The 24,019-nt window shown below is 43.2% G+C and carries 21 protein-coding genes; 6 read left to right on the forward strand and 15 right to left on the reverse strand.

Annotated elements, in window-relative coordinates; translation table 11 throughout:
- Window positions 1–152: 152 nt before the first annotated feature.
- From R1T43_RS14565 to R1T43_RS14580, 4 genes are all read right to left on the reverse strand, one after another.
- Window positions 153–2,240, reverse strand: a complete 2,088-nt coding sequence (locus R1T43_RS14565) for an EAL domain-containing protein (RefSeq protein ID WP_317350127.1) — start codon at window positions 2,238–2,240, stop codon at window positions 153–155.
- A gap of 196 nt (window positions 2,241–2,436) precedes the next feature.
- The gene (locus tag R1T43_RS14570; RefSeq protein WP_211069635.1) at window positions 2,437–2,877 is read right to left on the reverse strand and encodes a TerB family tellurite resistance protein; all 441 of its coding nucleotides are present in this window, start codon (window positions 2,875–2,877) and stop codon (window positions 2,437–2,439) included.
- A 99-nt stretch (window positions 2,878–2,976) separates the two neighbouring features.
- Entirely contained in the window at window positions 2,977–4,629 is a 1,653-nt protein-coding gene (locus R1T43_RS14575; protein ID WP_317350130.1) for a fused response regulator/phosphatase, read from the reverse strand.
- 38 nt (window positions 4,630–4,667) lie between these two features.
- On the reverse strand, window positions 4,668–4,973 hold the full coding sequence (locus R1T43_RS14580; protein WP_057792986.1) for an STAS domain-containing protein: 306 nt from the start codon (window positions 4,971–4,973) through the stop codon (window positions 4,668–4,670).
- A 179-nt stretch (window positions 4,974–5,152) separates the two neighbouring features.
- On the opposite strand from R1T43_RS14580, the gene yciH reads away from it, so the two are divergent.
- The 3 genes from yciH (at window position 5,153) to pheA (ending at window position 7,844) form a co-directional block, all read left to right on the forward strand.
- Window positions 5,153–5,485, forward strand: a complete 333-nt coding sequence (yciH, locus tag R1T43_RS14585; RefSeq protein WP_057792988.1) for a stress response translation initiation inhibitor YciH — start codon at window positions 5,153–5,155, stop codon at window positions 5,483–5,485.
- Window positions 5,486–5,528: 43 nt separating this feature from the next.
- A complete protein-coding gene (locus R1T43_RS14590) occupies window positions 5,529–6,329 on the forward strand; it encodes a response regulator (RefSeq protein WP_211069637.1) in 801 nt (266 codons plus the stop codon).
- 333 nt (window positions 6,330–6,662) lie between these two features.
- On the forward strand, window positions 6,663–7,844 hold the full coding sequence (gene pheA / locus R1T43_RS14595) for a prephenate dehydratase (RefSeq protein ID WP_057792992.1): 1,182 nt from the start codon (window positions 6,663–6,665) through the stop codon (window positions 7,842–7,844).
- Window positions 7,845–7,938: 94 nt separating this feature from the next.
- Here the strand turns inward: pheA and R1T43_RS14600 are convergent, their stop codons facing one another.
- From R1T43_RS14600 to R1T43_RS14615, 4 genes are all read right to left on the reverse strand, one after another.
- On the reverse strand, window positions 7,939–10,263 hold the full coding sequence (locus R1T43_RS14600) for a methyl-accepting chemotaxis protein (protein ID WP_317350135.1): 2,325 nt from the start codon (window positions 10,261–10,263) through the stop codon (window positions 7,939–7,941).
- 191 nt (window positions 10,264–10,454) lie between these two features.
- Window positions 10,455–11,606, reverse strand: coding sequence for a bifunctional chorismate mutase/prephenate dehydrogenase (gene tyrA / locus R1T43_RS14605; protein WP_317350137.1), 1,152 nt, complete (start codon window positions 11,604–11,606; stop codon window positions 10,455–10,457).
- A gap of 43 nt (window positions 11,607–11,649) precedes the next feature.
- Window positions 11,650–12,741, reverse strand: a complete 1,092-nt coding sequence (locus R1T43_RS14610; protein WP_211069641.1) for a 3-deoxy-7-phosphoheptulonate synthase — start codon at window positions 12,739–12,741, stop codon at window positions 11,650–11,652.
- 249 nt (window positions 12,742–12,990) lie between these two features.
- On the reverse strand, window positions 12,991–13,620 hold the full coding sequence (locus R1T43_RS14615) for a trimeric intracellular cation channel family protein (RefSeq protein ID WP_211069642.1): 630 nt from the start codon (window positions 13,618–13,620) through the stop codon (window positions 12,991–12,993).
- A gap of 119 nt (window positions 13,621–13,739) precedes the next feature.
- On the opposite strand from R1T43_RS14615, the gene R1T43_RS14620 reads away from it, so the two are divergent.
- Window positions 13,740–14,420 (forward strand): alpha/beta hydrolase, encoded by a 681-nt coding sequence (locus tag R1T43_RS14620; protein ID WP_317350138.1) that lies wholly within the window; start codon window positions 13,740–13,742, stop codon window positions 14,418–14,420.
- A gap of 22 nt (window positions 14,421–14,442) precedes the next feature.
- Here R1T43_RS14620 and R1T43_RS14625 read toward each other — a convergent pair whose 3' ends face one another.
- From R1T43_RS14625 to R1T43_RS14655, 7 genes are all read right to left on the reverse strand, one after another.
- A complete protein-coding gene (locus tag R1T43_RS14625; protein ID WP_317350140.1) occupies window positions 14,443–15,282 on the reverse strand; it encodes an alpha/beta hydrolase in 840 nt (279 codons plus the stop codon).
- 759 nt (window positions 15,283–16,041) lie between these two features.
- Complete coding sequence (rplS, locus tag R1T43_RS14630) at window positions 16,042–16,401, reverse strand: 50S ribosomal protein L19 (RefSeq protein ID WP_013784897.1); 360 nt, start codon at window positions 16,399–16,401, stop codon at window positions 16,042–16,044.
- 18 nt (window positions 16,402–16,419) lie between these two features.
- A complete protein-coding gene (trmD, locus tag R1T43_RS14635; protein WP_082819710.1) occupies window positions 16,420–17,181 on the reverse strand; it encodes a tRNA (guanosine(37)-N1)-methyltransferase TrmD in 762 nt (253 codons plus the stop codon).
- Window positions 17,182–17,703 (reverse strand): ribosome maturation factor RimM, encoded by a 522-nt coding sequence (rimM, locus tag R1T43_RS14640; RefSeq protein WP_317350144.1) that lies wholly within the window; start codon window positions 17,701–17,703, stop codon window positions 17,182–17,184.
- Window positions 17,704–17,727: 24 nt separating this feature from the next.
- Window positions 17,728–17,979 (reverse strand): 30S ribosomal protein S16, encoded by a 252-nt coding sequence (gene rpsP, locus R1T43_RS14645; RefSeq protein WP_013784900.1) that lies wholly within the window; start codon window positions 17,977–17,979, stop codon window positions 17,728–17,730.
- 201 nt (window positions 17,980–18,180) lie between these two features.
- Window positions 18,181–19,491 carry a M20/M25/M40 family metallo-hydrolase gene (locus tag R1T43_RS14650; RefSeq protein WP_410548978.1) on the reverse strand — a complete coding sequence of 437 codons (1,311 nt, stop codon included), beginning with the start codon at window positions 19,489–19,491 and terminating at the stop codon, window positions 18,181–18,183.
- Between the two features lie 212 nt (window positions 19,492–19,703).
- Entirely contained in the window at window positions 19,704–20,360 is a 657-nt protein-coding gene (locus R1T43_RS14655; protein WP_317350147.1) for a DsbA family protein, read from the reverse strand.
- Between the two features lie 148 nt (window positions 20,361–20,508).
- Here R1T43_RS14655 and R1T43_RS14660 point away from each other — a divergent pair, with 148 nt between their 5' ends.
- A complete protein-coding gene (locus R1T43_RS14660) occupies window positions 20,509–21,786 on the forward strand; it encodes an O-acetylhomoserine aminocarboxypropyltransferase/cysteine synthase family protein (RefSeq protein WP_317350149.1) in 1,278 nt (425 codons plus the stop codon).
- A 420-nt stretch (window positions 21,787–22,206) separates the two neighbouring features.
- Entirely contained in the window at window positions 22,207–23,967 is a 1,761-nt protein-coding gene (locus R1T43_RS14665; RefSeq protein WP_317350150.1) for an ABC transporter transmembrane domain-containing protein, read from the forward strand.
- Window positions 23,968–24,019 lie beyond the last annotated feature (52 nt).

Below are 24,019 nucleotides of genomic sequence, written 5' to 3' on the forward strand. Positions count from 1 at the left end.
GACTCACCTCCTGTACATTGTATCTAGAAACAGACACAGTTACATGAACTCCTGTAATTGTGTCTATTAGCCTAATAAGGCTCTAAATTAAAATAGTTTGTTGAATCAGTTCGTTATGACAGCGTAATAAAAAGCCCGATGCATAAGCTATGCTACCTACCCTCACTATTATTGACATTGCCAATTATAAACTGTTTTGGTGACAGAATAAGGTCATCCATAGGAATGGGTTTGCTAAACATAAAACCTTGAATATAGTCACAACCGTGTTCTATCAAATAATGCCATTGGGTTTCATTTTCGATACCTTCGGCACATACGCTAAGTGAAAGGCGTTTGGCCAAATCGATAATAGCGCCGGTTACTAAGCGGCTCCTTTCCGACGTTTCAAGCTCATGTACAAACTGCTTATCAATTTTTAAGGTATCGATGCTTATCTGGGTTAAATAGCTTAGTGAAGAGTAACCCGTACCAAAATCATCTAGGGCAATGGCGCATCCCATGTTGCTCATGCGTTTAAAGAATTTATTTGATGACGCAAAATTCTCTAAGTAAGCAGACTCGGTTACCTCGAATTCTACGTATTCAGGATTTACATTGTGGCGTGTGAAAATCTCATAGATATTGTCAAACAGGTTACTATCACGAAGGTCGTGGCCTGATAAATTCACTGACACACGAAAACGATGGGGAAGCCACTCCCTTAATTTGGGTAGATCAATACAGACTTTTTCAATTACCCAACGTGTAATGGCAGATATTTTACCGCCTTGTTCCGCTATAGGAATAAACTCATTAGGCATAACCAAACCATATTCCGGGTGTTGCCACCTAAGCAGTCCCTCTAAGCCGATAACCTTCCCTTCGTGATCGACTTTAACTTGGTAATACACCATAAACTCATCGTTCTTTAACCCTTGCTCTATGGCATTCGCTAAATGGAATTTACGCTTGTGCGATTCCACCATATCAGGTGTAAATATGGTAAAGCTTCCACGCCCCTTGGCTTTAGAGCGATACATCGCAAGATCTGCATTGCTCATTAATTCGCTTAAATCATAGTCGGCGTCTATGGCACGCGCTACGCCCACACTAACGCCAACAGACAGTGACAGCCCACGCAATTCAAAAGGACTAGTAAAGGCATCAATTAATCGACCGGCCATATTTTCAAGGCTGGTATCTCGCGTTTCCCGATCGGGTAATACTAAAAATTCATCGCCTCCTAATCGGGCTACCAAGTCCCCTTCTCGTAACAGAGTGCTCACCCTATCTGCCACTTCTATCAATATCAGGTCACCGGTCTCATGGCCTAGTGAATCATTTATGCCTTTAAACCCATCTAAATCGAAAAACAAAAGAGCAAGATCATCATCATTCCTTCGCGCTCGGGCTAGCTCTAACCGCAAGTTATCAAGCACAAATTGCCTATTAGGTAACCCGGTTAGGCTGTCATAGTTAGCCAATCGAATCATGGTTTCTTGTTGATCGACCAAGGTTTGATTTTGTTCATGATTGATAAGTAGTTCAACCTCTATCATTTCTAACAAAAGGTTGATGTTTTCTCCCAACTCCCCTATTTCATCTCTTGAAGTAAGGTTTTGTCGCAAGGCGTAATCTTTGGTGTCTGTGACCTGTTTGGTGAAAAAACTTAACTCACTTAAAGGGCGAAATACACGACGAATGAAAAACAATGTGCCAATAATGCTTATTACCCACAGCACAAAGATAATAGGTACTACATTCAGTAGTAAGCCTTTAACACTTCCCGAAAGTGGTGCCTTTGCATCCACGAAGAGTATCAAGAAACCATCTGGCTTTTGCGAAGAGCCTATTACTCGTCGTGCCATAATGACGTCATTTTCTATGGATACCCCTTCAGTTAAAGCAAATGGGTCAAGGGTATTTAGAAAAGGCTCATTCAGTCTATTAGCAGATGGGCCTTCTTCTTCTAATAAAAGGGTAAAATTACTGTCGTAGATTCTTGCTGAAATAACATGTTCATGCTCCTTTAACAGGATTAAGACATTTGAAAGAGAGTAGGCTTTTTGGGCATTTAACAACATAGCTGGCGCTACATTTTTTACTACGCCATTGGCAAGAGAAACCGCATGAGAATGTGCTAAATTGAGATATAGCGCTTTATGTTCTAATACTGCAAACCACAACACCGCGGCAGCCATTACAGACATAGACAAGGTAACGACAATACTAATTGGGGCCTTTATAGACTTAAACACACCCACTTCCTCTAACACCACCCGCGTAATAGATTGCAATCATGTTTTCAATAAATCTTACGTAGTCATCATAACCTCAAGTGCACCTGAGACCATGGAAATTCATGATTTATTTATAGCATTATTTTTCACTAATTACCTGTGTAACAAGCACTTTTTTCGATATTAATAACGCGAGAGTGTGTTAAGTATTGCTTTAATTCTCTGGCGAAACGCGCAGTTTAGCTTTAATAAAATGGGAATGCGGCACATGCAATAAGTCTGATATACGCCGAATGGTATGCTCTTCAATAGGGGCAAGTTGATTATCTGCAAATGCAATTGCCCATAAACCCTCAAGAATGTCCCGCTTTTGTTCAGCTTCACAGGTTTGATTAATTATCTTGGTAAACTGTACTAAATCCACAGCTTCTTCTGCTGAGGTTCGGCCTTCTTCCATCAGTAATTTTAGTTCATCATCAGAAAGCGCAAATTGTTTATACAAGTGCGTTTTGTAAGCATTGAGCTCACTGTTGGTGACATTAGCGTCAGCCCTCATTATTTCACTTAACAACGCAGCAGTGGCAAGTTCGACAGTATGTTTCTGCTGCGCTTCTGATTCTTTCGTTTCGAAAAGCTGTAATAAAGATTTAAGCATTAGGCGCTCCAAATAAACAACGAAGCTATTGCATAACATATCCAACCTTTCAAAGTGGGAATATACGGCAAATCGTTGGCATTTTTAGTCTAGTGGTAGTTATTCAACGGCTGTATCGAGCAAACAGTTTATTTTTCTCCCGCCTTTTTCAAACCACACTTTACTACTTAACGCTCTGATGAGGCCTAACCCTCTTCCGAATGAGTCATTACTTTCGGGGCTGGCTTTCTGTTCCCACTCAAATCCGTTCCCGCTGTCTTCTATAGAAAGAAAGACGGTTTCTTTCGCCGGATCCGACTCGATATTAATAATAATCGTCCCTTCATCTAAGGCACTCAGTAACTTTTCTCGCTGCTCATAATATAATTGAAAGCCTTCTGGCGAATGCTTTAGACGTGAGTCCATGTTCAAAATGCCGTGTTCTAAGGCGTTGCTGAACATTTCTGAAACCACCGTAAAGAGCACTGAGCGAACATGTTCAATGCCGCTACATTGAGAAGTTTGATGGAGCATACGGGTTTGAATGTCGGACTGCTTTAAATGTTTGGCACTTAAGGTGATAGTGATATTTAACGGAATATCGTCGGTAGCTCGATAAGGCTGAACCCCTTCCAAGGACTGACTTTTGAAAATAACCACTGACACATCGTCTTCAAAACTAGGTGTAGCCGAAAATGCTTTAGCGTGATTAAAAATTCCTTCGGCAGTGATATCAGTGGCATCAGCACACCATTGTTCTATCCCCTCTTCGGTTAACATATTTCCCTCTGCATCAACCGCTTCTGTCAATCCATCGGAATAGACAATTAACTTGTCATTCGCCAACATCTCAAAAATTTCGCACTCACTGTCAAATTCGTGTTGCTCAAGAATACCTAGCGCCATATGAGGGGAAGAAATAGTTTTAATAAATTTCCGCTTGTCTGACACCACCAACATTTGTGGCATACCACCTTGCCAAAGGGTAATACGAGAACCATCAGAGCCAACTTCGCCGATAACCGCAGCCATAAACATATCGCTGGGTAAAAATCGCAGAAGTATTTTATTAAACTCTGTCGCCATTTCATTTACCGACAACCCTTTTAAAGACATCTCTTGAAATGCACGCGTTACCGGCAGTGCACCTATGGCTGATGCCAATCCATGCCCGGTAAAATCTCCTACTAAAAAATATAAACCACCACTTGGGCTGGCTTCACATACAAATACATCACCATTAAATGTTTCTGCAGGCGTTAATGCGTGATCAAAATATTTAAGAACGTGGCTTTTATTAACAATGGCATGACTGAAAATATGCTCAACAATGGCATGCTCTCTTGCTACCCGTTGTTGATAAAACCTAAGCTCTTCATTTTGCTGTTCTATATGGGCACTTAAGTTGCGAATTTTTTCGTGCGCGCGAATTTTGGCGGTGAGAATATGTTTGTCGAAAGGTTTGGTGGCAAAGTCATTCCCCCCAACCTCTAAACACTTCACTAGACTTTCTTTGTCATCCAATGCTGTGATAAATAAAATTGGTAAGTATCGGCCGCCGGCTAACGTTCTAATTTTCGGTGCAACCTCAAAACCGCTCATACCTGGCATTACCACATCAAGTAGCACTAAATCGGGTATCGCATGCTCTACTATCGCTAACGCATCGTTGCCACTCGAAGCCTCAACGCAATCGGTGAACCCAGCTTCGCTTAACATGCTAACTAACATAGTGCGGTTAATTGGCTCATCATCAACGATAAGAATTTTCATTTAATTTTAGCGCCCTGTGGCTTGCTTGCTACTGCGTCTCAACGAATAATAAATTTTTTGTCAAAGCGCGATATTTTTAGTATTCGCTCTACGGGCGGTCGGCTATTCTCAATACTAAATGTCAGCGGCCTTTGTGATAGAACTTTTTGCATATTTAGCAACATACCTAAGGCTGAACTGTCCATGTATTCTGTTTTAGCCAAGTCTACGGTGATGTGTTTCACGTCAGAGTCTAAATCTTGATAGGCTGAGCGAAAGGCTTCCACTTTGCTAAAATCAAACTTTTCGCCCATCTCTATAATTAAAGTCTGTTGTTCATTAACCTTGTCCGTTGATACATTCACTCAATGACTCCTTCTGCGTTGACTACACTGGTTGCTTTATTATCTAGTGACAAACACAGCGTATAATTAGGCATTACTGAATTTATTCTAGCGCAGATATTTCAGCCTGCCATGCTACAATTGTAGATAAGCCTAAATAAGGCTCGTTTAACGCACAGGAAAAATAATCAGAGGATAAAATGCAAGATTGGCAAGATGCACTGCTGGTATACAGTACCGATACAGGTAAAGTTAAACCTTCGCCTAAAGAAGCAAAGCGTTCCACTTCCGACGATGGTATTGTTCGCATACACAGAGAAACAAAAGGCCGCAAAGGGAAAGGCGTGTCTATAATTAAAGGGCTTGATTTAGCCCCCGATGCGTTAAAGAAGCTAGGCACTGAATTAAAAAAGAAGTGTGGCTGTGGTGGCGCGGTTAAAGATGGACAAATTGAAGTTCAAACGGATGACCGCGAGAAGTTAAAAGCTTTACTGCAGGATAAGGGCTTTAGCGCTAAAATTGCTGGGGGTTAATTCACCCCCTTACTTTCCTTGAAAATACCAAAAAGAGAACGGAATGGAAAAGCTGTCAATTTCTGATTTACATATCATATTAGTTGAACCCTCTGATACGCAGAGGAAGATTATTACTACCCTATTGTTGAAAGAAAAGGTAAAGGAAATTGATCCTGTTAGTACCCTTTCTGAAGCTATTTCGGCGGTAAAAGCGCACGGTGCAGACCTGATTGTTAGCGCGATGTATTTCGAAGACGGCACAGCATTAGATTTGATCAAGTTCATTAAAGAAAATGACGATTTTAAATCTATTCCATTCATGTTGGTCTCAAGTGAGAACAGAATAAGCAAGTTGGAAGAATTCAAACAAGCGGGCGTTTCAGCTATCCTCCCTAAGCCTTTCGAGCCTCTTCATCTGTCTCGCGCGCTTAATGCTAGCCTTGATTTAATCAATCACGACGAACTTGAACTCGAGCTATTCGATATACACGATGTTAGGGTTCTGCTTGTTGACGACAGTAAATTAGCGCGTAATCACATTCGTCGTGTACTTGAAGGTATGGGACTACAGCGCATTAAAGAAGCTGAAAATGGCGCAATGGCACTTACCTTTATAAAGGATGAAGCCTTTGATTTAGTGGTTACCGATTACAACATGCCAGAAATGGATGGCCGAGAACTTTCTGAGTTTATCCGTTTCAACCCCGAAACTACGCATATTCCTATCATCATGGTAACGTCTGAAGCAGCCGACAGTGCTCATATGGCCAATATTCAACAGACCGGCGTGAACGCGTTATGTGATAAGCCATTCGAACCTACAGAAGTTCGACAAATGCTCGCGGCCTTATTAGGTAACTAAGGTAACAAGTTTTCTAAAAATCACACCATATTGCCTAAAGCAGTAAGCTCACACTATGTCAGTGACTTGCTGCTTTAAACTGAATTCACAATTCACCTACCCCTTCTACCAACATCTATCAAGCCCCCTCCCCTATAAATATTAAAAGCAATGTAAAAACAGGTTGACACCGACAGGCTGTACGCATAAAGTCAGGCGTATGAAACAGAATAATATACATGCAGTAGCTATCTTTTTTGCGTTTATGCTCTTTAAATAGGGAGGCGCAGCTACATGCATAAAAACCTCCCTCAAGGGAGGTTTTTTTTTAGCTAATACGATAAGTGGAAAACTATGTCTGATAACGCCTTAGATGCTGTAAGAGAGCGCATAACATCTTTAGATAGCGAACTTCTAACCTTGTTGGCCGAGCGCCGTGTGCTTACCAATGAAGTCGCTGAAACTAAAATTAAGCACCATATTCCAGTTCGGGATCAGAAACGTGAAGAGCAACTGCTTGTTCGCCTAATTAAAGAAGGTAAGGACGCAGGTCTTGACCCTCACTACGTTACCCAGATATTTCATGTCATCATTGAAGACTCGGTGTTAAACCAGCAAGCAATGCTTGCAGAACGCGCCAATCCGGGTAGTACACTTCCTCTTAATCGTGTGGCTTTCTTGGGCGATAAGGGCTCTTACTCGTACCTTGCTACCCAGAAATACTTTTCTAGACGCCCCGGTGAATTACTAGAAATAGGTTGTCAGAGCTTTAGCGAAATTATTCAGAAAGTGGAGAATGCAGAAGCCGACTACGCCGTTCTGCCTATTGAAAATACAACGTCAGGCAGTATTAATGAAGTGTATGACCAACTTCAACATACTCACTTGAGCATTATTGGCGAACTTACACACCCTATTCGTCATACTTTGCTTGTTGGTGCAGACACGACGGTAGATAAAATTAAAACCGTGTACGCGCATCCACAAGTATTCACACAATGCAGCCACTTCCTAGCTGAGCTTGGCAACATTGAAGTGAAAACCATGGACAGCACGTCTTCGGCTATGTTGACCGTGAGTGAGTTACAGCGAGATGATATTGCAGCTATTGGCAGTGAGGCTGGTGGAAACCTTTATGGTCTTACTGCAATAAAAAGTAACTTGGCCAACCAAAAAGAAAACCATAGCCGTTTCATTGTGGTTGCACGTAAAGCGGTAGTGGTACCACTTCAAGTTCCGGCTAAGACTACATTAGTAATGTCTACGGTTCAAAAGCCTGGCGCGTTAGTTGAAGCGCTTTTGGTACTAAGTGAAAACAACATTAATATGACAAAATTAGAGTCTCGTCCTATTCCTGGTAACCCTTGGGAAGAAATGTTTTACATTGATGTGAAAGGCAATGTGGAAGATGGACCTGTGCAAAATGCCATTGAAGCCCTTCGAAACATCACCCGCTATATTAAAATATTAGGCTGCTATCCTAGCGAAGAAATCAGCCCTACAAAAGTAGCGGCAGCCAGTGCATTAGCGGAGTAACGCAGCACTCGTATTCAACTTAACACCACGCACCTCATGACTTTTGTTATTGATGGTGCGTGTCTCTTTATTCTCTATTATTTACCCGTTATCGCTACACTTTATATCTATCGACTTGAGACTGCATTGCCTGAGCAACTTCAGACAAGGATTGCGTCCTTTTTGAAATGAAATCGACTTCGTGTTCTATCTTCTCAGACATTGTAGAAATTTCGAGAATATTTTGATTCACACTGTCGGTTACGGTCGCTTGCTCTTGTGTTGCTGCGGCTACCGTATCTGCCATGCCTTGTACTTGCTCAATCACCTGCATAAGCTCCTTCATTGCAGTGGCAAGTAAATCAAACAAATGTATTCCACCATCCGCCGTTGTTTTGGCTTTTTCCATTTCAAGCACTGAAAGTTCAGACGACTTAATCATACTGTTTACAATGCCGCCGATTTTGTCAGTACTTGATTGCGAGCGAGTAGCTAGCGCTCTCACTTCGTCGGCCACTACGGAAAAGCCCCGCCCTGCTTCGCCAGCTCTCGCCGCTTCTATCGCAGCATTTAACGCAAGTAAGTTAGTTTGATCGGCTATAGAAGTAATATCGCCTAATAAGTCATTGATACTGCCAACTTCAGTATTAAGTGCGTTAATAACTTCACTAGAGCGTGAAAGCAAATCCACCATGAGCTGAACATTGTTAGAGGCTAAATCAGAACGTTCTATATTTTCCTTAAGCCCACTCATGGCCATCTCACCTTGGTCGCGCGTGTCCACCGTAGTTCGAGCAACGTCTGAAACCGATACCGAAAGCTCCTCTACGGAGGACGCAACACTACTACTTTGCTCTCTTTGGGAATGGACAGCAGTCAGACTTTCACCAACCGTTTCAGTAAATTCCACGGTAGTTTGTGTAAGTACTTTCGCATCAGCCTTAAACTGTTTCACCAATACATGTATCTGGTCAATGAACGCATTAAAAGGAGAGATAACATCGTTAATTTCAGCAATTGGCGATGCTTCTAGTCTAGTAGTTAGGTCACCAGAACCATTAGCTAAATCATCACATGCAGATTTTAATTTCGTAAGGGGAGAAACCAACACATTAGCAAGTCGAAGAGCTACGGCTATTGAAACGACAATTAATACACACGCTATGGATAAAACCGTAAGTAGTAGGGTGCGTTGCAGCTTGGTTAGCGGTAAGAGGGCTTCTTCTACATCAATTTCAGCTAACAGTGCGTAGGTATAACTTCCTAATTCTATAGGGCTATAATAGGAATACACTTCAACACCACGATAATCTTCAACAGTGGTAAAGCCAGTTTTAGCGTCAAATGCTTTTTTCACTGAGGGGGACTCAACTTTTTGGATGCCAACACTAGTGCCTGCTCTTTGAGCATTGGTCGCTACAGACGGGTAGCGTTGTTGAATAGCATCACTATACCCCTCTGGGTCCTCAACAAAAAAACGGCTTTCTGTCACTAACAGAGATTCAGGTGAAACTAGATAAGTTTCCCCCGAATCGCCAAATCCTCTCGCCTTCCAATCAGAGTCGTGGGTAAGAATATTGCTGACAACATCCAGCGGAATTTGAAAAACGAGTATGCCTAATAAATTGCCGTTAGTATCTACAATTTGGGAGCCAAAGAAACCCGCCATTGCGTCATAAGAAGGCAAATAGCTGGTCAACTCACTCATAACAACTTCATCGGAGGCAGTACTTTGCATAGCCAACCTGTACGCTTCACCAATACCCGTATCAGCGTAAGGCCCTGACTTTAAGCTTGTCGCAAAGTCGAGCTCTTTAAAAACGCTGTACACGATATTGCCAGAATCTGGATCGACAATAAAAATATCGTAGTAGTTAAAAGTTTGAAGGAAGCTGCGAATTTCTTCATGGTACTGCTCATGAATATCAGCGTATGTCGTACCGTTATTTAAACTCACTAAGGTGTCTTTTTCACCAATGTTATAAGTTGAGCCTGCAATAAAGTCGTACTGTAGCTTCTTCGTAACTAAGGGTAAGCTTTGATATAATTTTTCTACGTTGAGTAAAGGCTGGTTATTACGTTGTTCATATAAATCTGCGAAAGCGACAGAGTAGTAGTTACTTAACTTTTCACTTTGCTCGCTACTATAAGCATCTAATTCCGCATTATATTGATTGAAAGCCTGATTAAATTTTGGTGTGGACTGGGTGATAATTGATGATTCAGAAAAATTGCTTATCTGCTTACTCACGAAATCGACGTAATCTATAAACGCTTCTTTAGTCTGCACATTCTGCAACACTAACTTATCTTCTGCGGCTTGTTCTAATGCGCTTTTCGAAAGGTTGTTTGCTGTCCAATAAGTAGCAAACGCGAGTATTATTATGACCCCTATAGTAAGCATAGTTGTCGATAAAAGAAGGCGGAATTTTAGAGACATTGATTAATCCGTTAACGTTTTGGGAGGAGTCGCGTCAAATTTAAAGACTAAACATAGAAGACAAATATCAATTCATCCTCTCAACTATAGTCTAGATTTTTGCTTACCAGTAACGTTCACGTTTAAATCAAAATATCTCTTTTAAAAATGGCTACACCTTCAAATCAACTACTTTTAAACGTTTTTGCGAATCAAGGCTTTCTTAGTAATTTGCCATCGTCAGCTTTCAATAACAGTTGTTTACTATCAACTAGGCATGTTTTTGCATAGCTGCCAAACCAGTTCCCTATGGTGAGAAACTGTTTAATGAACGCTTTTTTATCACCCTTTTCCAACACGTTTAAGGCTAGGCCGAAACGGTCATAGAAACGGCGGAGCAAGGCAAAGTTTTCGGGGTTATTGAAAATAATATCGGCATACAACTCGGGGGCTTGTGCGAACAATCGCCCAACCATTGCTAACTCTAACCGATAGATAGGCGAGCTAAACATGGTGAGGGATTCAAGATCTGGATTTTCTCCACGCAAATGCTCACCATACACGAAGGTGTTGAAGTGGCGCATTACCTGAATATAAGCCATGGATTTATCATGCTCTTCGGCGGTACTGTTGTGAATAGTTGCCCCCCAAATTCGCATTTGATCGATAAGCCAGCCATAAGCGCTCTCATTACGCCCCTCACACACCACCACGACTTGCTTGATCATACCTGGTGCATCAGGACCAAACATAGGGTGCAAGCCAACGACGGGCCCCTTATGCACTGCCATCATGGCTTCAATCGGCTTAACCTTAATACTCGTGATATCAGCTAGAATACAGCTTTCGGGTAGCATAGAGAGCTGACCTATCACCTGTTCAGTAAGGTTAATAGGCACCGCTACCACAGCTAATGCCGCGGTTGAAAGCACGTCCGCTGCGTGGCCACGTTCCCAGTCTTCTCTCTCTACTACAGAAACAGAGTAACCGCTTCGCTCGAACAAGCTTACGAATATTTTACCTAATGCACCTGCTCCACCAATGACCACAATGGTACCAGCGTCAGCATTAACCCCTAGGTATCGATTATTTTGCGTATGATATGACTCGCGCATGATGCGACGAAGTAAATCTTCTGTAAGATCAGGAGAAACGCCTACCGCTTCGGCCTGCGCTCGTCGTGAAGCAATGAGTTCTTTTTCTCTAGAAGGTACGTATACAGGCATGCCAGCTTCGGCTTTTACCTGACCCACTTTTGTAGTGAGTGCATTACGTTTAGCGAGAAGTTCAACGAGCTGGGTATCCAGCTCGTCTATTCCTTCACGCAGCGTATCTAATTGCTGCGAATGCGAAAAATCGGCCATTTAGTATGTCCCTCAAATCAAATGGCACTGGCTACCTTACCGTTTAGGCAACATCGGTGCGCTTATTTTGACGTAAGGGTAGCACAGTTATTAATTTATCTCTGGTTTGGGCAATAAGCGATTCTGTTGTTTCCCAGTCAATACAGCCGTCGGTTATAGACACACCGTATTCCATTTCGCTTAGCTTTTTACCATCAGACTTTTGGTTACCGGCCTTTAAGTGGCTTTCTAACATCACGCCAATAATAGACTGGTTACCTTCTAGTATTTGATTTACTACGTTTTGTGCAACCAATGGCTGACGACGGTAGTCTTTTGAAGAATTAGCATGGCTACAATCGACCACTAAACCTGCTGTTAGCCCTGCTTCTTGCATTTCAACTTCACACTCAGATACACACACCGAATCGTAATTTGGTTGTTTGCCGCCACGTAGAATAATATGGCCATCAGGATTACCACTGGTGGCAATAACACTCACTTGACCTTGCTTATTAATACCCATGAAGCGATGACCTGATGCTGCTGACTTAAGTGCATTTAGGGCTATGTCTAAGCTGCCATCAGTACCATTTTTAAAGCCTACAGGCATTGAAAGGCCGCTGGCCATTTCACGGTGAGTTTGTGACTCAGAAGTACGAGCACCAATTGCGGACCAGCTGAATAGTTCTGCTAAGTACTGAGGACTAATTGGATCTAGCGCTTCAGTCGCTACCGGAAGTTCGAGTTCGGCCAACCAAATTAGTAGTTCACGGGCTTTACGCAGGCCAGCTTCAATATCAAATGTGTCGTTAATATGAGGGTCGTTAATTAACCCCTTCCAACCGGTGGTGGTGCGCGGCTTTTCAAAGTAAACACGCATCACAATGAATAAGGTATCTTTGCACGATTCGTGCAGCTCTTTTAACTTAAGCGCGTATTCTTTAGCTGCTTCCACATCGTGGATAGAGCATGGCCCGCATACTACCAACATACGATGGTCGCGGCGGTGAATGATATCAGAAACAATTTTGCGAGAATCTGAAATGGCAGCAAGTGCTTTTTCTGAGGCAGGCAACTCAGCACTTAATGCTTCTGGCGTAATAAGTACATCTTCTGCACTTACGTGGATATTATTTACAGTGTCCTTGATCATGGGGCTCTCTTAACTACTAAAAAACGGAAAAAATGAAACGTCAAAAGAGTTATATTTTCGCGTGTAAACTTATATGTACAACAGGCATTTTCTAATTTTCTTTAACGTCATTGACTTTTTAACAACAAACGAATAAGCAAGCAAGCATTAACGTATAATACTTTGCTTTAAGTTAAAGAAAAACGATTTTCATATGACGATTGGTTAAGTTCACGCCTATTTAGTTTACTTTTCAACCAAAGGTGAGTGTTAGCTTTTCGGCGTGTAGCCCTTCTTAAATATGTTAGGTTTCCAGCCCCAATGTAGCGAACCTAGACGAATAAACACGGTTGTTAGTAATGAGCCCAAAATACACCATGCATAGGGCGCATCTAACGTAAACAAGGCGGCATATGCCAAGCCTCCAGAAAGACATGCTGTAGCATAAAGGTCGCCACGCATTACCAATGGAACCTCTCGACAGATGACATCCCTTAGTAAACCGCCAAATATCCCTGTGGTCATGCCCATAGTTAGTGCCACTATCATACCTGTGCCTTCTATCAGCGCTTTTTCCATGCCCATGATGTTAAAGATGGCAAGCCCTGCTGCATCCATCAAAATAAAGTAATAGTTAGATAGTGGAGGTAGATAACGTATGGATAAAACAGTGAGTACTACTGCGCCATAGGCAGAATATAAATAAGAAGGCGTTTCCACCCAAAAAATAGGTTGGGTAAGCAATAAATCTCTAATGGTTCCTCCGCCTAAGGCAGTGACACAGGCCACTACAACCACGCCAAAGCCATTGATACTTTTTTCATGCCCCATTAGTGCGCCCGATACCGCAAAAAACGCCACACCAAATAGACCTAAAAATAAAAAGTAATCCGCCGTCATCCTTGTCTCACTTGCGTATGTGTCTTGAGTTTTATTCTGAAAATAGTCGAGTACAGATCGTTAATTTACAAATTTCGTGGCAGTATTATTTTTTTCACACATGCAAACCTATCTTTTACATGAAATTTATACTTATTTTATTATTTGTTATTACAAGTGCTACCGCCTGCGCCGCACAACGCGATTATACTTTTCCCAGTAAAATAAACGCTGCCGAACACTACGTTTTCTATTCCCATGGTTATATCGTAGAAGGTGACGACCCAACACCCATACACCCTCGGTGGGGGGTATATAATTTTCCGAGTATTCAAAAAGCACTTGATGACGCTAGCTATACTTTAATAGCACACCACAGACCAAAGGGCGTAAGCCCAATCGACTGCGCTAAACGCCTTACCGGAGAAGTTAAACAACTTATCACTTTTGGTGTACCACCAGAAAACATTACCCTTACCGGCTTTTCCCGCGGTGGCGCTATTACTATATTGGCGGTAAACGAGTTAAAAAACGCTAAGGTCAATGTCGTGATTTTAGCGGGCTGTGCAGGATTAATTAATCGAAAACGCGATATTCAGTTATACGGCCGCGTGCTTTCAATTTATGAAACCTCTGATGATGTTGGCTCGTGCAACCTGTTAGAAGCACGCAGCCCTATGCTTAAAGAATTCAAAGAGATAGCCATTTCAACTGGCAAAGAGCACGGCGCGTTTTATCGCCCCGTAGACGAATGGCTTGTACCGTTGAAACAATGGATTAATAGTTCAATCAGCGAGCCTGAAATTAACGAGGACGAATAACCGCTAGACGACACAGGTTGCGTTACTGTTGCTGACGACTACCATAGAGCCAATCTAACCCCTGTATGGCGGTAGTGGGAAATGCAGTAGCGTGGGTGGCCTCATCAATGAGTTTAAACTTGAGATTTATGTGCCGCTTACTCTGTTGCGTTATTTTTTGAGCCAGCTGTTGTGCACCTTCAACCATATCTTCCCTTTCACCATATTCAGGGCGCTCTAACGCTCCCACTGCAAGATAAACGTTTACAGGTGTTTTGGCGGGTACAATTGCTTCAGACAAAATAGCATTGTCGCGAAACCACACCGATGGGCTACCAATAATGTAACTACTAAACATATTTGGGCGAGTAAAAAGCACATAAGCACTAAATAGCCCGCCTAAGGAATTTCCGACTAACGTTTTAGGCATTCCCTCCACGCGATAGTTATTCGAAATATAGGTAAATACTGTGTCATTAATAAAGTCAGCATGATGCGCTGCTTTGCCAGTTTCAAGCTTCCAGTCTTCATCAAGGTAAGGGGTATAGTCACGAACACGACTTGCGGCCCCCTTAGACCCTTTCGAGTAGGATATGGCTACTATAATTGCCTGCTCCATTACACCACTGTTCATAGGAAATCGTGTTACTCCTGACACAACCTGAAATGCATAAGAGCCGTCCAACAAATAAATCACTGGGTAAGATGCTGTCGTATTAGCTCGGTAGCTTTTCGGCAACTTGATAAAAATGGGGTAAGTACGGTCAGTGTTTTTATCTTGAAGTTCTACAACTGTACTTCTAGGTATTTTGAATTCAACGTTAGCATTAGCTATGGCACTGAAGGCTAACACCATTAATACCCAGAAATAACGCGACAGCATATGGCCACTCATTGTTTTAATTAATTATTTTGAACATATTATATCGCAAAGACGCATTGAGCAATTATGCCAGCGCGGAGGGATGCGGTGTAGGTGCTGATGACCTTCCAGCGCAGGACGCGCTGGCAGAGCCCCCCCACGGATGGGTTTACGCCGAGTCATCGGCATCTTCCTTCAACTCACCTAACATGGCTGTGAAGTGCGACCGGAGGGATGCGGTGTAGGTGCTGATGACCTTCCAGCGCAGGACGCGCTGGCAGAGCCCCTATGGATGGGTTTATGCCGCATTACTTCATGGTACGGGTCAGCGTTTATAGGAGAGGGAGTCGCCCCCATCAGAAGCCTTCCACAGCATGGAGCTATTGCGAAAACTCCATAGATGAATTCACGCCGCGTTTCACGTGGGCTTCTACTGGCGACTAATATTAATATTCAACGGTGAGCCTTATCCGGCTGTTCAGAAGGAAGGGCTTTGTGCGCCTCTGAAACTCTCTACAGCATGGATGCTGTAGCGAAGCCCCCATGGATGGGTTTACGGCGAGTCAGGGAGCCCAACACCACATCCCTCTCCATACTCAATGCCGTGGGAAGAATATGTCCTTGGGGTTTATGACCTTCCAGCGCAGGACGCGCTGGCAGAGCCCCCATGGACGGGTTTACGGCGTGTCATAAACCCCAAGGACATGTTCTTCGTCCACAAAAAAGCCCGCTAATAAGCGGGCTCTTTCGAAGTTAACAATAACGCAAGGATTAGTAATCTTAGTTAAGCTTTTCTTTGATACGTGCAGATTTACCTGAACGTTCACGAAGATAGTAAAGCTTAGCACGACGAACCGCACCGCGGCGTTTAACTTCAATTGAAGAGATAGCCGGGCTGTGTGTTTGGAACACACGCTCAACGCCTTCGCCGCTAGAAATCTTACGTACGGTAAAAGACGAGTGCAGACCACGGTTACGCTTAGCGATAACAACACCTTCATAAGCCTGAAGACGCTCTTTGTCACCTTCGGTAACGCGAACTTTAACAACTACTGTGTCACCCGGGCCAAACCCTGGAACATCAGATTTAAGCTGTGCTTGCTCAATTTTCTTGATGATATCTTGACTGACTTTGCTCATCATATCCTCTCGTCCTAGTTAACTGTCATCTCGCTGCAACTGCGTTTGGAATATTTCCAATAACCGCTGCTGCTCCTCAGTCAGAGCTAGGTGATTTAACAAATCAGGGCGACGCAGTAAGGTTCTACCCAAAGACTGCATTAATCGCCACTGCCTAATTTTTTCATGATCACCACTTAACAACACGTCAGGTACCGATTGACCATCTAGTACTTCTGGCCGCGTATAATGCGGACAATCCAGAAGACCATCGGTAAAGGAATCTTCAACTGCTGAAGCTTTATGCCCCAACACGCCGGGAACTAATCTAGCAACTGCGTCCATTAAGACCATTGCCGGCAGTTCACCGCCACTTAGAACGTAATCACCAATGGAGACTTCTTCATCTACATGGCTTTCGATTACGCGCTCATCAATTCCTTCATATCGACCACAGATTAAAATCGTACGGTCAATTCCAGCAAGACGTTGAACGCCTGCTTGGTCAAGGGGTTTCCCTTGGGGTGATAAGTAGATCACGCTACTGTTTTCGCCACCAACTTTCTTGGCAGCTTGTATTGCGTCGGTAAGCGGTTTAACCATCATCAGCATGCCGGGTCCGCCACCATAGGGGCGATCGTCAACTGTGCGATGGCGGTCATGGGTAAAGTCGCGGGGGTTAAAGGTATCAACCGATAATTTTCCAGACTTAACAGCCCTGCCGATTACACCCTGTTGGGTAAATGGCGCGAACATATCTGGAAACAGGCTAACCACCCCGAACCATTTTTCCGGAGTCACTTAAAACCCCGGATCCCAGTCAACTTTAATGACCTTCGCTTCCCGATCAACCTCTTGTACAACGTCGTCGAACACAAAAGGTATTAATCTTTCTTTTTGACCAAAAGCATCGCCTACATTAGCTTTAACGTGAACCACGTCATTGGCACCTGTATTAAATACTTCTTTCACCACACCTAAGTCGTAACCTTGCGTAGTTACCACTTTCATGCCAGTGAGCTCGCGCCAATAAATGCCATCGTCCCCTAAATCGGGAAGTTGCGAAGCGCTAATGTTTATATCCAAGTTTTTGATGCGTTCTGCATCATCTCGGTTATCCACACCAACAATCTTTGCTACCAGGCCTTTACCATGCGTTCGCCATTGGTCAATTTGGTATTCGTTTTTTTCGCCAAGGAACCAAGGCAAGTACTCAAAAATACCTTCTGGTGTTTGTGTATAGCTGTTGATTTTGACCCAACCTTTTACACCGTAAGGTGCACCGATTTTGCCAACAACCACAATGTCAGACGCTAAACTCATCTATACTCACCAGTTAATTGCAGCTTACGCTGCAGATTTTTTAGCTTCTTTTACCAAGCTAGTTACGCGCTCAGATAAGCTCGCGCCAACACCAACCCAGTAATCAACACGTTCTAGGTCAACGCGTAAACGCTCTGCTTGACCTTGTGCTGTTGGGTTGAAGAAACCAACGTTTTCAATAAAACGACCGTTTCTTGCACGACGGCTATCAGCCACCACTAGTTGATAAAATGGACGCTTTTTCGCGCCACCACGCTGTAAACGAATAGTAACCATAAATGCCTCAAACTCGTTGTAGCGTTACCGTTAACTTAAGCCTTCTTTCGACGCCTATAAATTGAGCGCCTAAGAGAAGGCCGCCGAATTATACGGATATGGGCTGTGAATGCAAGTATAAATGCGGGTTAAATAGGGATTATGCATCCCTATTTATTATTTATTGGCTATTAGTGTGGAAGGAGTAAAATTTTCGCTTGCTTATAAGGCCTGAGCTTCTCCTAAACGATAGAGTAAAATAGCCGCTTTATGCATGTTTTGCGCAAAGGTAGACATGTCGGCCACTTCATCTTTTGTATGTCCTCCATCGCCCATTAAGCCTAGGCCATCAATGGCCATGTCTACATGATCTGCAGCAAATGAAATATCTGCGGCACCAGCGTTTCTTGGATTAACCGGCGCTACAGGGCCATAACCTAAAGATTTACTTACATCGCTATACATCTTTAACAGTGCATAGTTTTCATCGGTAGGTGCCATTGGCGGATACCCATCGGCAAAGGTTAATGTCGCAGAGGTATGCGCTAGGTTATTCGAAGCCACTTCCTGCATAACCTTTTTAGCTTTTGCCAACTCGTCAGCGGTTAATGTTCGAATGCCGCCTTTCACGGTCACTTCTTTTGCCACCACATTGGTTTTACCAAAGCCTTGTACAATAGAATTCTCTGGCTGTACTTCAACTTCAGTACCACCCGCTATTAACCCAGGGTTGAAGGTAATATTACCAACGCCCGCTAACTGTTCGCGAAAACTATTTAAAATACGAGCCGTTTCAAAAATAGCGCCGTAGCCCACATTGTCGGTGAATATTTGTGATGAATGCGCAGGCTTGCCTGTTACATCTAACTGCCACCCTATTGAACCACGTCGTGCGACCACCGCTGTTTTAATATCGCCATCTGCATCTTCAAACCCCAGCGCGATATCGGCCCATATTGCTGCATCAACCAAGGCTTTCTTAGATAGTGAAAGTGGGCGGCCGCTACTTTCTTCATCGCCTGTCATCACTACTTTAATACTGATTTTATCAAGCAAATCTAAGGCTTTCAGCGCTTGCAGTGCCGCAATAATAATCACATCACCGCCTTTCATATCGGTGATGCCAGGCCCAGCAATATGGGTGTCATCAACTACGCTGTAGTTTTGGAATGCATCATCTTTGGCAAACACCGTATCTAAATGGCCTATCATCAGAATCTTTGGCCCTGAATTTCCATAGCTAGCCACTAAGTGCCCAGCACGATTAAATTCACTTCCATCAACCCACTGGGTATCAAACCCCATTGCATCGAACTCGGCTTGATAAATAGCCCCTACTTTTTTGACTCCGTCGAAATTCATGGTGCCACTATTGATATTCACGGTTTTTTCTAACAGCGCTTGGGATTGGGTGAGGTTATCATTAATGTGCTTTGTAATTTTCTGCTCGGTGGCAGTATCAGCCATACTGGTTTGGCTAAACATGAATACCATGCCAACAAACAGGGTGTTGAATTTAATTCTTTTAATCATGAATTTTCTCTTATTTATTATCATTTAAGACTTGAATAGACACAGGAAGAATAATGAGAGTAAAACGGGCGTTCTGTAATGTCTAGTGAGATGAAAAAAGTGAATATTAGTGAATAGTGTTTTTTATAGTAGCCGCTAAAAATACGTAAACAGTGTTGCGACATGGGCCCAAGTTGACCCATGTCATAAGAGAATTTTATAGCTGTAGTTTATCAACCTAACTGAGCCAAGGTCACATTCGCATCGTTATAATCCAGGGCAATAAATCGATAACCTGATTCATTTTTTAATATTAAGCTGGGAAAACCCTGGGCGCCAATAGCTTGCCCCATGCTTATTTCTTCCATCAGTGTTTGTTGGGTTTCTGCGCTGTTTAACTCTTTTTCGAATTGCTCTGGGTTTAATCCTAACTCGCTGGCCAGTTCAATCAACGTAGTATCATTAGACGGATTCATAGCGTGAAGATAGTACCCTTCTTGTATCGCTTCGATCATCGTCTCTTCTTTACTGGCATCTTGTTTTCTAGCAGCAATCACCGCACGGCATGACGGATAAGTTGAGCGTCGTGGCTCGCATTTTTCCCAAAAATCAAAGTTGAATATGGTACCCGGCACCCGCTGCATGATGGTTTTCCAATATCCGCTGATTGCAGCTTGCATAGCACTTGGCATGGGTTCGTTAGAATCAGGCGCTAACCCGCCTAATACATATTGCACCTCTATGTGGTTTGGCAGGTTTTGTTTTATCGTGTTCCATACTGGTACAAACGCCCAGCACCAACTGCACATGGGGTCATGTACGTAGTAGAGAATAGATTTACTACTCTGCTGTGTTACTTGTTGTCTGGGCTGTCGCACTGGCTTTTCCAAAACACTCTCCTACATTTAATTAACAAATAACTTTTTAATACTTCACAAGTGAAGATTTTTGGATTACCTTAAACAAAAGCCTTATAGACGTCTAACCATCTAAACACCTAAACGTACAAAGCATAAATTAAATTTTAAGGTATGTTCAATGAAACCAGAAACCATTGCATTACACGCAGGCTATACTAGCGAAGAAACGACTAAAGCAGCAACTACACCTATCTATCAAACAACATCATTCACCTTTGATAATACGCAACATGGCGCTGATTTGTTCGACCTTAAGGTGCCGGGGTATATCTACAGTAGAATAATGAACCCCACCAATGCAGTGTTAGAGCAGCGTTTAACTGAATTAGAAGGTGGTGTTGGGGCATTAGCGGTAGCCTCCGGCATGGCCGCTATTCGCTATGCAATTGAAGCTATCGCAGAAGTCGGTAGCAATATTGTGAGTGTTGGGCAGTTATACGGCGGCACCTATAACCTTTTTGCGCATACTTTTCCTCGCCAGGGTATCCAAACTACCTTCGTACAAGCAAATGACTTCGACGGCCTTGCTGCCGCTATCGATGAAAATACCAAAGCCGTATTTTGCGAGTCTATTGGCAACCCTGCAGGAAACGTTGTTGATATTAAACGTTGGGCCGATATTGCACATGCCGCAGGCGTGCCGTTAATTGTTGATAACACGGTTGCCACCCCTATTCTTTGCAAGGTGTTCGATCATGGTGCCGACATCGCTATCCACTCGTTAACCAAATATATCGGCGGTCACGGTACTACCGTGGGCGGCATTATTGTTGATTCAGGAAACTTTGATTGGGCTGCCCAGTCAGAAAGATTCAGTATGCTAACCACTCCCGATCCAAGTTACCACGGTGTTACCTACACAGAAGCCCTTGGTCCAGCCGCGTATATTGGCCGTTGCCGCGTAGTACCTTTGCGTAACACAGGAGCTGCACTTTCAGCACAAAGTGCGTTTAATATTATGCAAGGGTTAGAAACCTTATCGTTACGGATGGAGCGCCACTGCGAAAACGCAGAAAAAGTGGCTGCGTTTCTTGAAAAGCACCCTTCCGTGAATTGGGTTAACTATGCGGCTCTGCCTGATAGTGAGCACTTCGACACCTGCCAACGCATTTGTGGCGGTAAAGCCGCTGGCATTATCAGCTTTGGTATTAAGGGTGGATTACCAGCGGGCGCTAAATTTATCGATGCCCTTCAGCTTATATTACGCTTAGTAAATATTGGAGATGCTAAGTCTTTAGCGTGTCATCCTGCTAGTACAACGCACCGACAATTAAACGCTGAAGAACTTGCATCTGCTGGGGTGAGTGAAGATATGGTTCGTATTTCGGTAGGTATTGAACATATTGACGATATTGTAGCTGACATCGAACAAGCCCTTATTGCTAGTCAAAGCTAAGCGCTTAAAGTTGCTAAGCTTTGCTCTTTAAAGCGCTTGATTACATTTAGGTACGTCGGGGTTCCAGGTTATAATTGGAACCCCAGACCTTTGTTTTTTACTTTGAACCCAGCCGTTTTCTACTTTTGGTTTTTCTTTTCTAAAATCTTTTCTTTTTTGCTATTTCTTTGCAACTTCCGGCTTCTCTTACAAATTTTTAATCCGGCTTGCGTAAGTCAGGCACACATCAGAGCGAGTAAGGCTCCACCCACCTGATTTACTGCAACTGTAGTCGCATGAATAAATCAACTTTTCCTAATTCAGCGTATAGTCATAACGATTAATTGTTCTCGGCTTCTGTTCGAACGCATCGGTAGCGCAAATTAAATACGGTTTTCCGTAACGTCGCTTTACCCTGTTGAAAATTTAAAAGAGGTTATTTTGGCAACACCGTTAAATGAAGTGTCAACAAAACAAGTACTGCAGTGGATAGGTTCACACTTAAGCCAATACAAAAAACGTGTCGCTGGGGCCATTACCGCCTTGTTTACTGCCGCTATAGCATGGTTAATGTTAGGACAAGGCATTAAATACGCTATCGATAGCGGCTTTGTAGAAAGCGCTTCTGAAACCTTAAACCAGGCCACGGTTATTGTACTGGTAATAACGCTAATTGCCTGCATTGCGACCTATGCCCGCTTTTATTTGATGACATGGTTAGGCGAGAGAGTCAGTGCCGATATTAGAAATCAGGTTTACTCTCATTTGCTCTCACTTCCCCCTTCATTTTTTGCAGAGCTTAGAACCGGTGAGGTTATTTCACGCTTCACTAGCGACACTACGGTAATTCAAACCGTGGTAGGCATGAGTCTTTCTATGACGCTTCGCTCGGTAGTAACATTTATTGGCGCGTTAGTATTGATGGGTATATCTAGCCCCCTACTTACTTTTTGCGTCATCATCGCTGTACCTGCTGTACTCGTACCCATAAAAGTTTTGGCACCACAAGTACGCAAGTTCGCTAAAATCAGCCAAGATAAGGTGGCAGATTTAGGTTCTCACATAGATGAAAGCCTGCATGAAATTATGACGGTTCAAGCGTATACCGCAGAAGACAAAGAACGCGCTCACTTTTCATCAAGAGTTGAGTCGGCGATGGATGCAGCTAAACACCGCATCCATTATCGATCTTTATTGATTGGCTGCATTATGTGCTTAAGCATGACAGCGATAATATTTATTGCGTGGGTAGGCGCACGCCAAGTATTAGAAGGCCAAATGACCGTAGGGGAATTATCCGCCTTTCTATTTTATGCAGTGATGGCAGGTGGCAGTATTGCTACTGTGAGTGAAGTGATTGGTGAAGTGCAGCGAGGCGTAGGCGCTAGTGAACGCCTTTATCAGCTACTGAATGCAACATCAGACGTGACTTCGCTGTCTGAACATTCAGCTTCATCGCAAATACCTCAGGTAGCGCCTGCTATTGTGTTTAAAGATATGAGCTTTGGCTATCCTGGTACTAAGCCATTATTTAACCATCTAAACTTAAATATTAAAGCCGGTGAGAACCTTGCTTTGGTAGGGGCAAGTGGTGCAGGAAAGTCATCGCTATTCCAATTACTTATGCGTTTTTACGACCCAACTAACGGTGAAATTACGTTTGATGACACGCCCATTATGGGCATGCCGCTACGCTGCTTGCGCCAACATATCGCTATTGTTACCCAAGAGCCTGTGGTATTCGCCAGTAGCGTAATGGAAAATATTCGCTACGGCAGCCCCAAGGCAAGTGACGATGAAGTCATTAGTGCGGCCAAAAAAGCTTTCGCCCATGAATTTATCGATAATCTAGAAAATCGCTATCACACTCAGTTGGGTGAGCGTGGCATCAAGCTTTCTGGCGGGCAGAAGCAACGTATCGCCATAGCCCGTGCAATATTGGCAAATCGCCCTATCTTACTTTTAGATGAAGCAACAAGTGCGCTAGATGCTATGAGTGAACGTATGGTCCAACAGGCAATGAATCGTTTAATGGAAGGCAAGACCAGTATTGTTATCGCACATCGCCTTGCCACCGTTCAGCATGCTGATCGCATTGTGGTAATGGATAAAGGCAAAATTGTCAGTATCGGAACGCATGCACAATTAATGAAAAGCGATACCCTGTACAGGGAATACGCTGAACTGCAATTGCTTAGCTAAGCTGCCTATGGTGCTATAACACTAGAATTTTGCTTGGGTTAAGTGGCAAAAA

Source organism: Alteromonas sp. CI.11.F.A3, assembly GCF_032925565.1.
Lineage (GTDB): Bacteria > Pseudomonadota > Gammaproteobacteria > Enterobacterales > Alteromonadaceae > Alteromonas.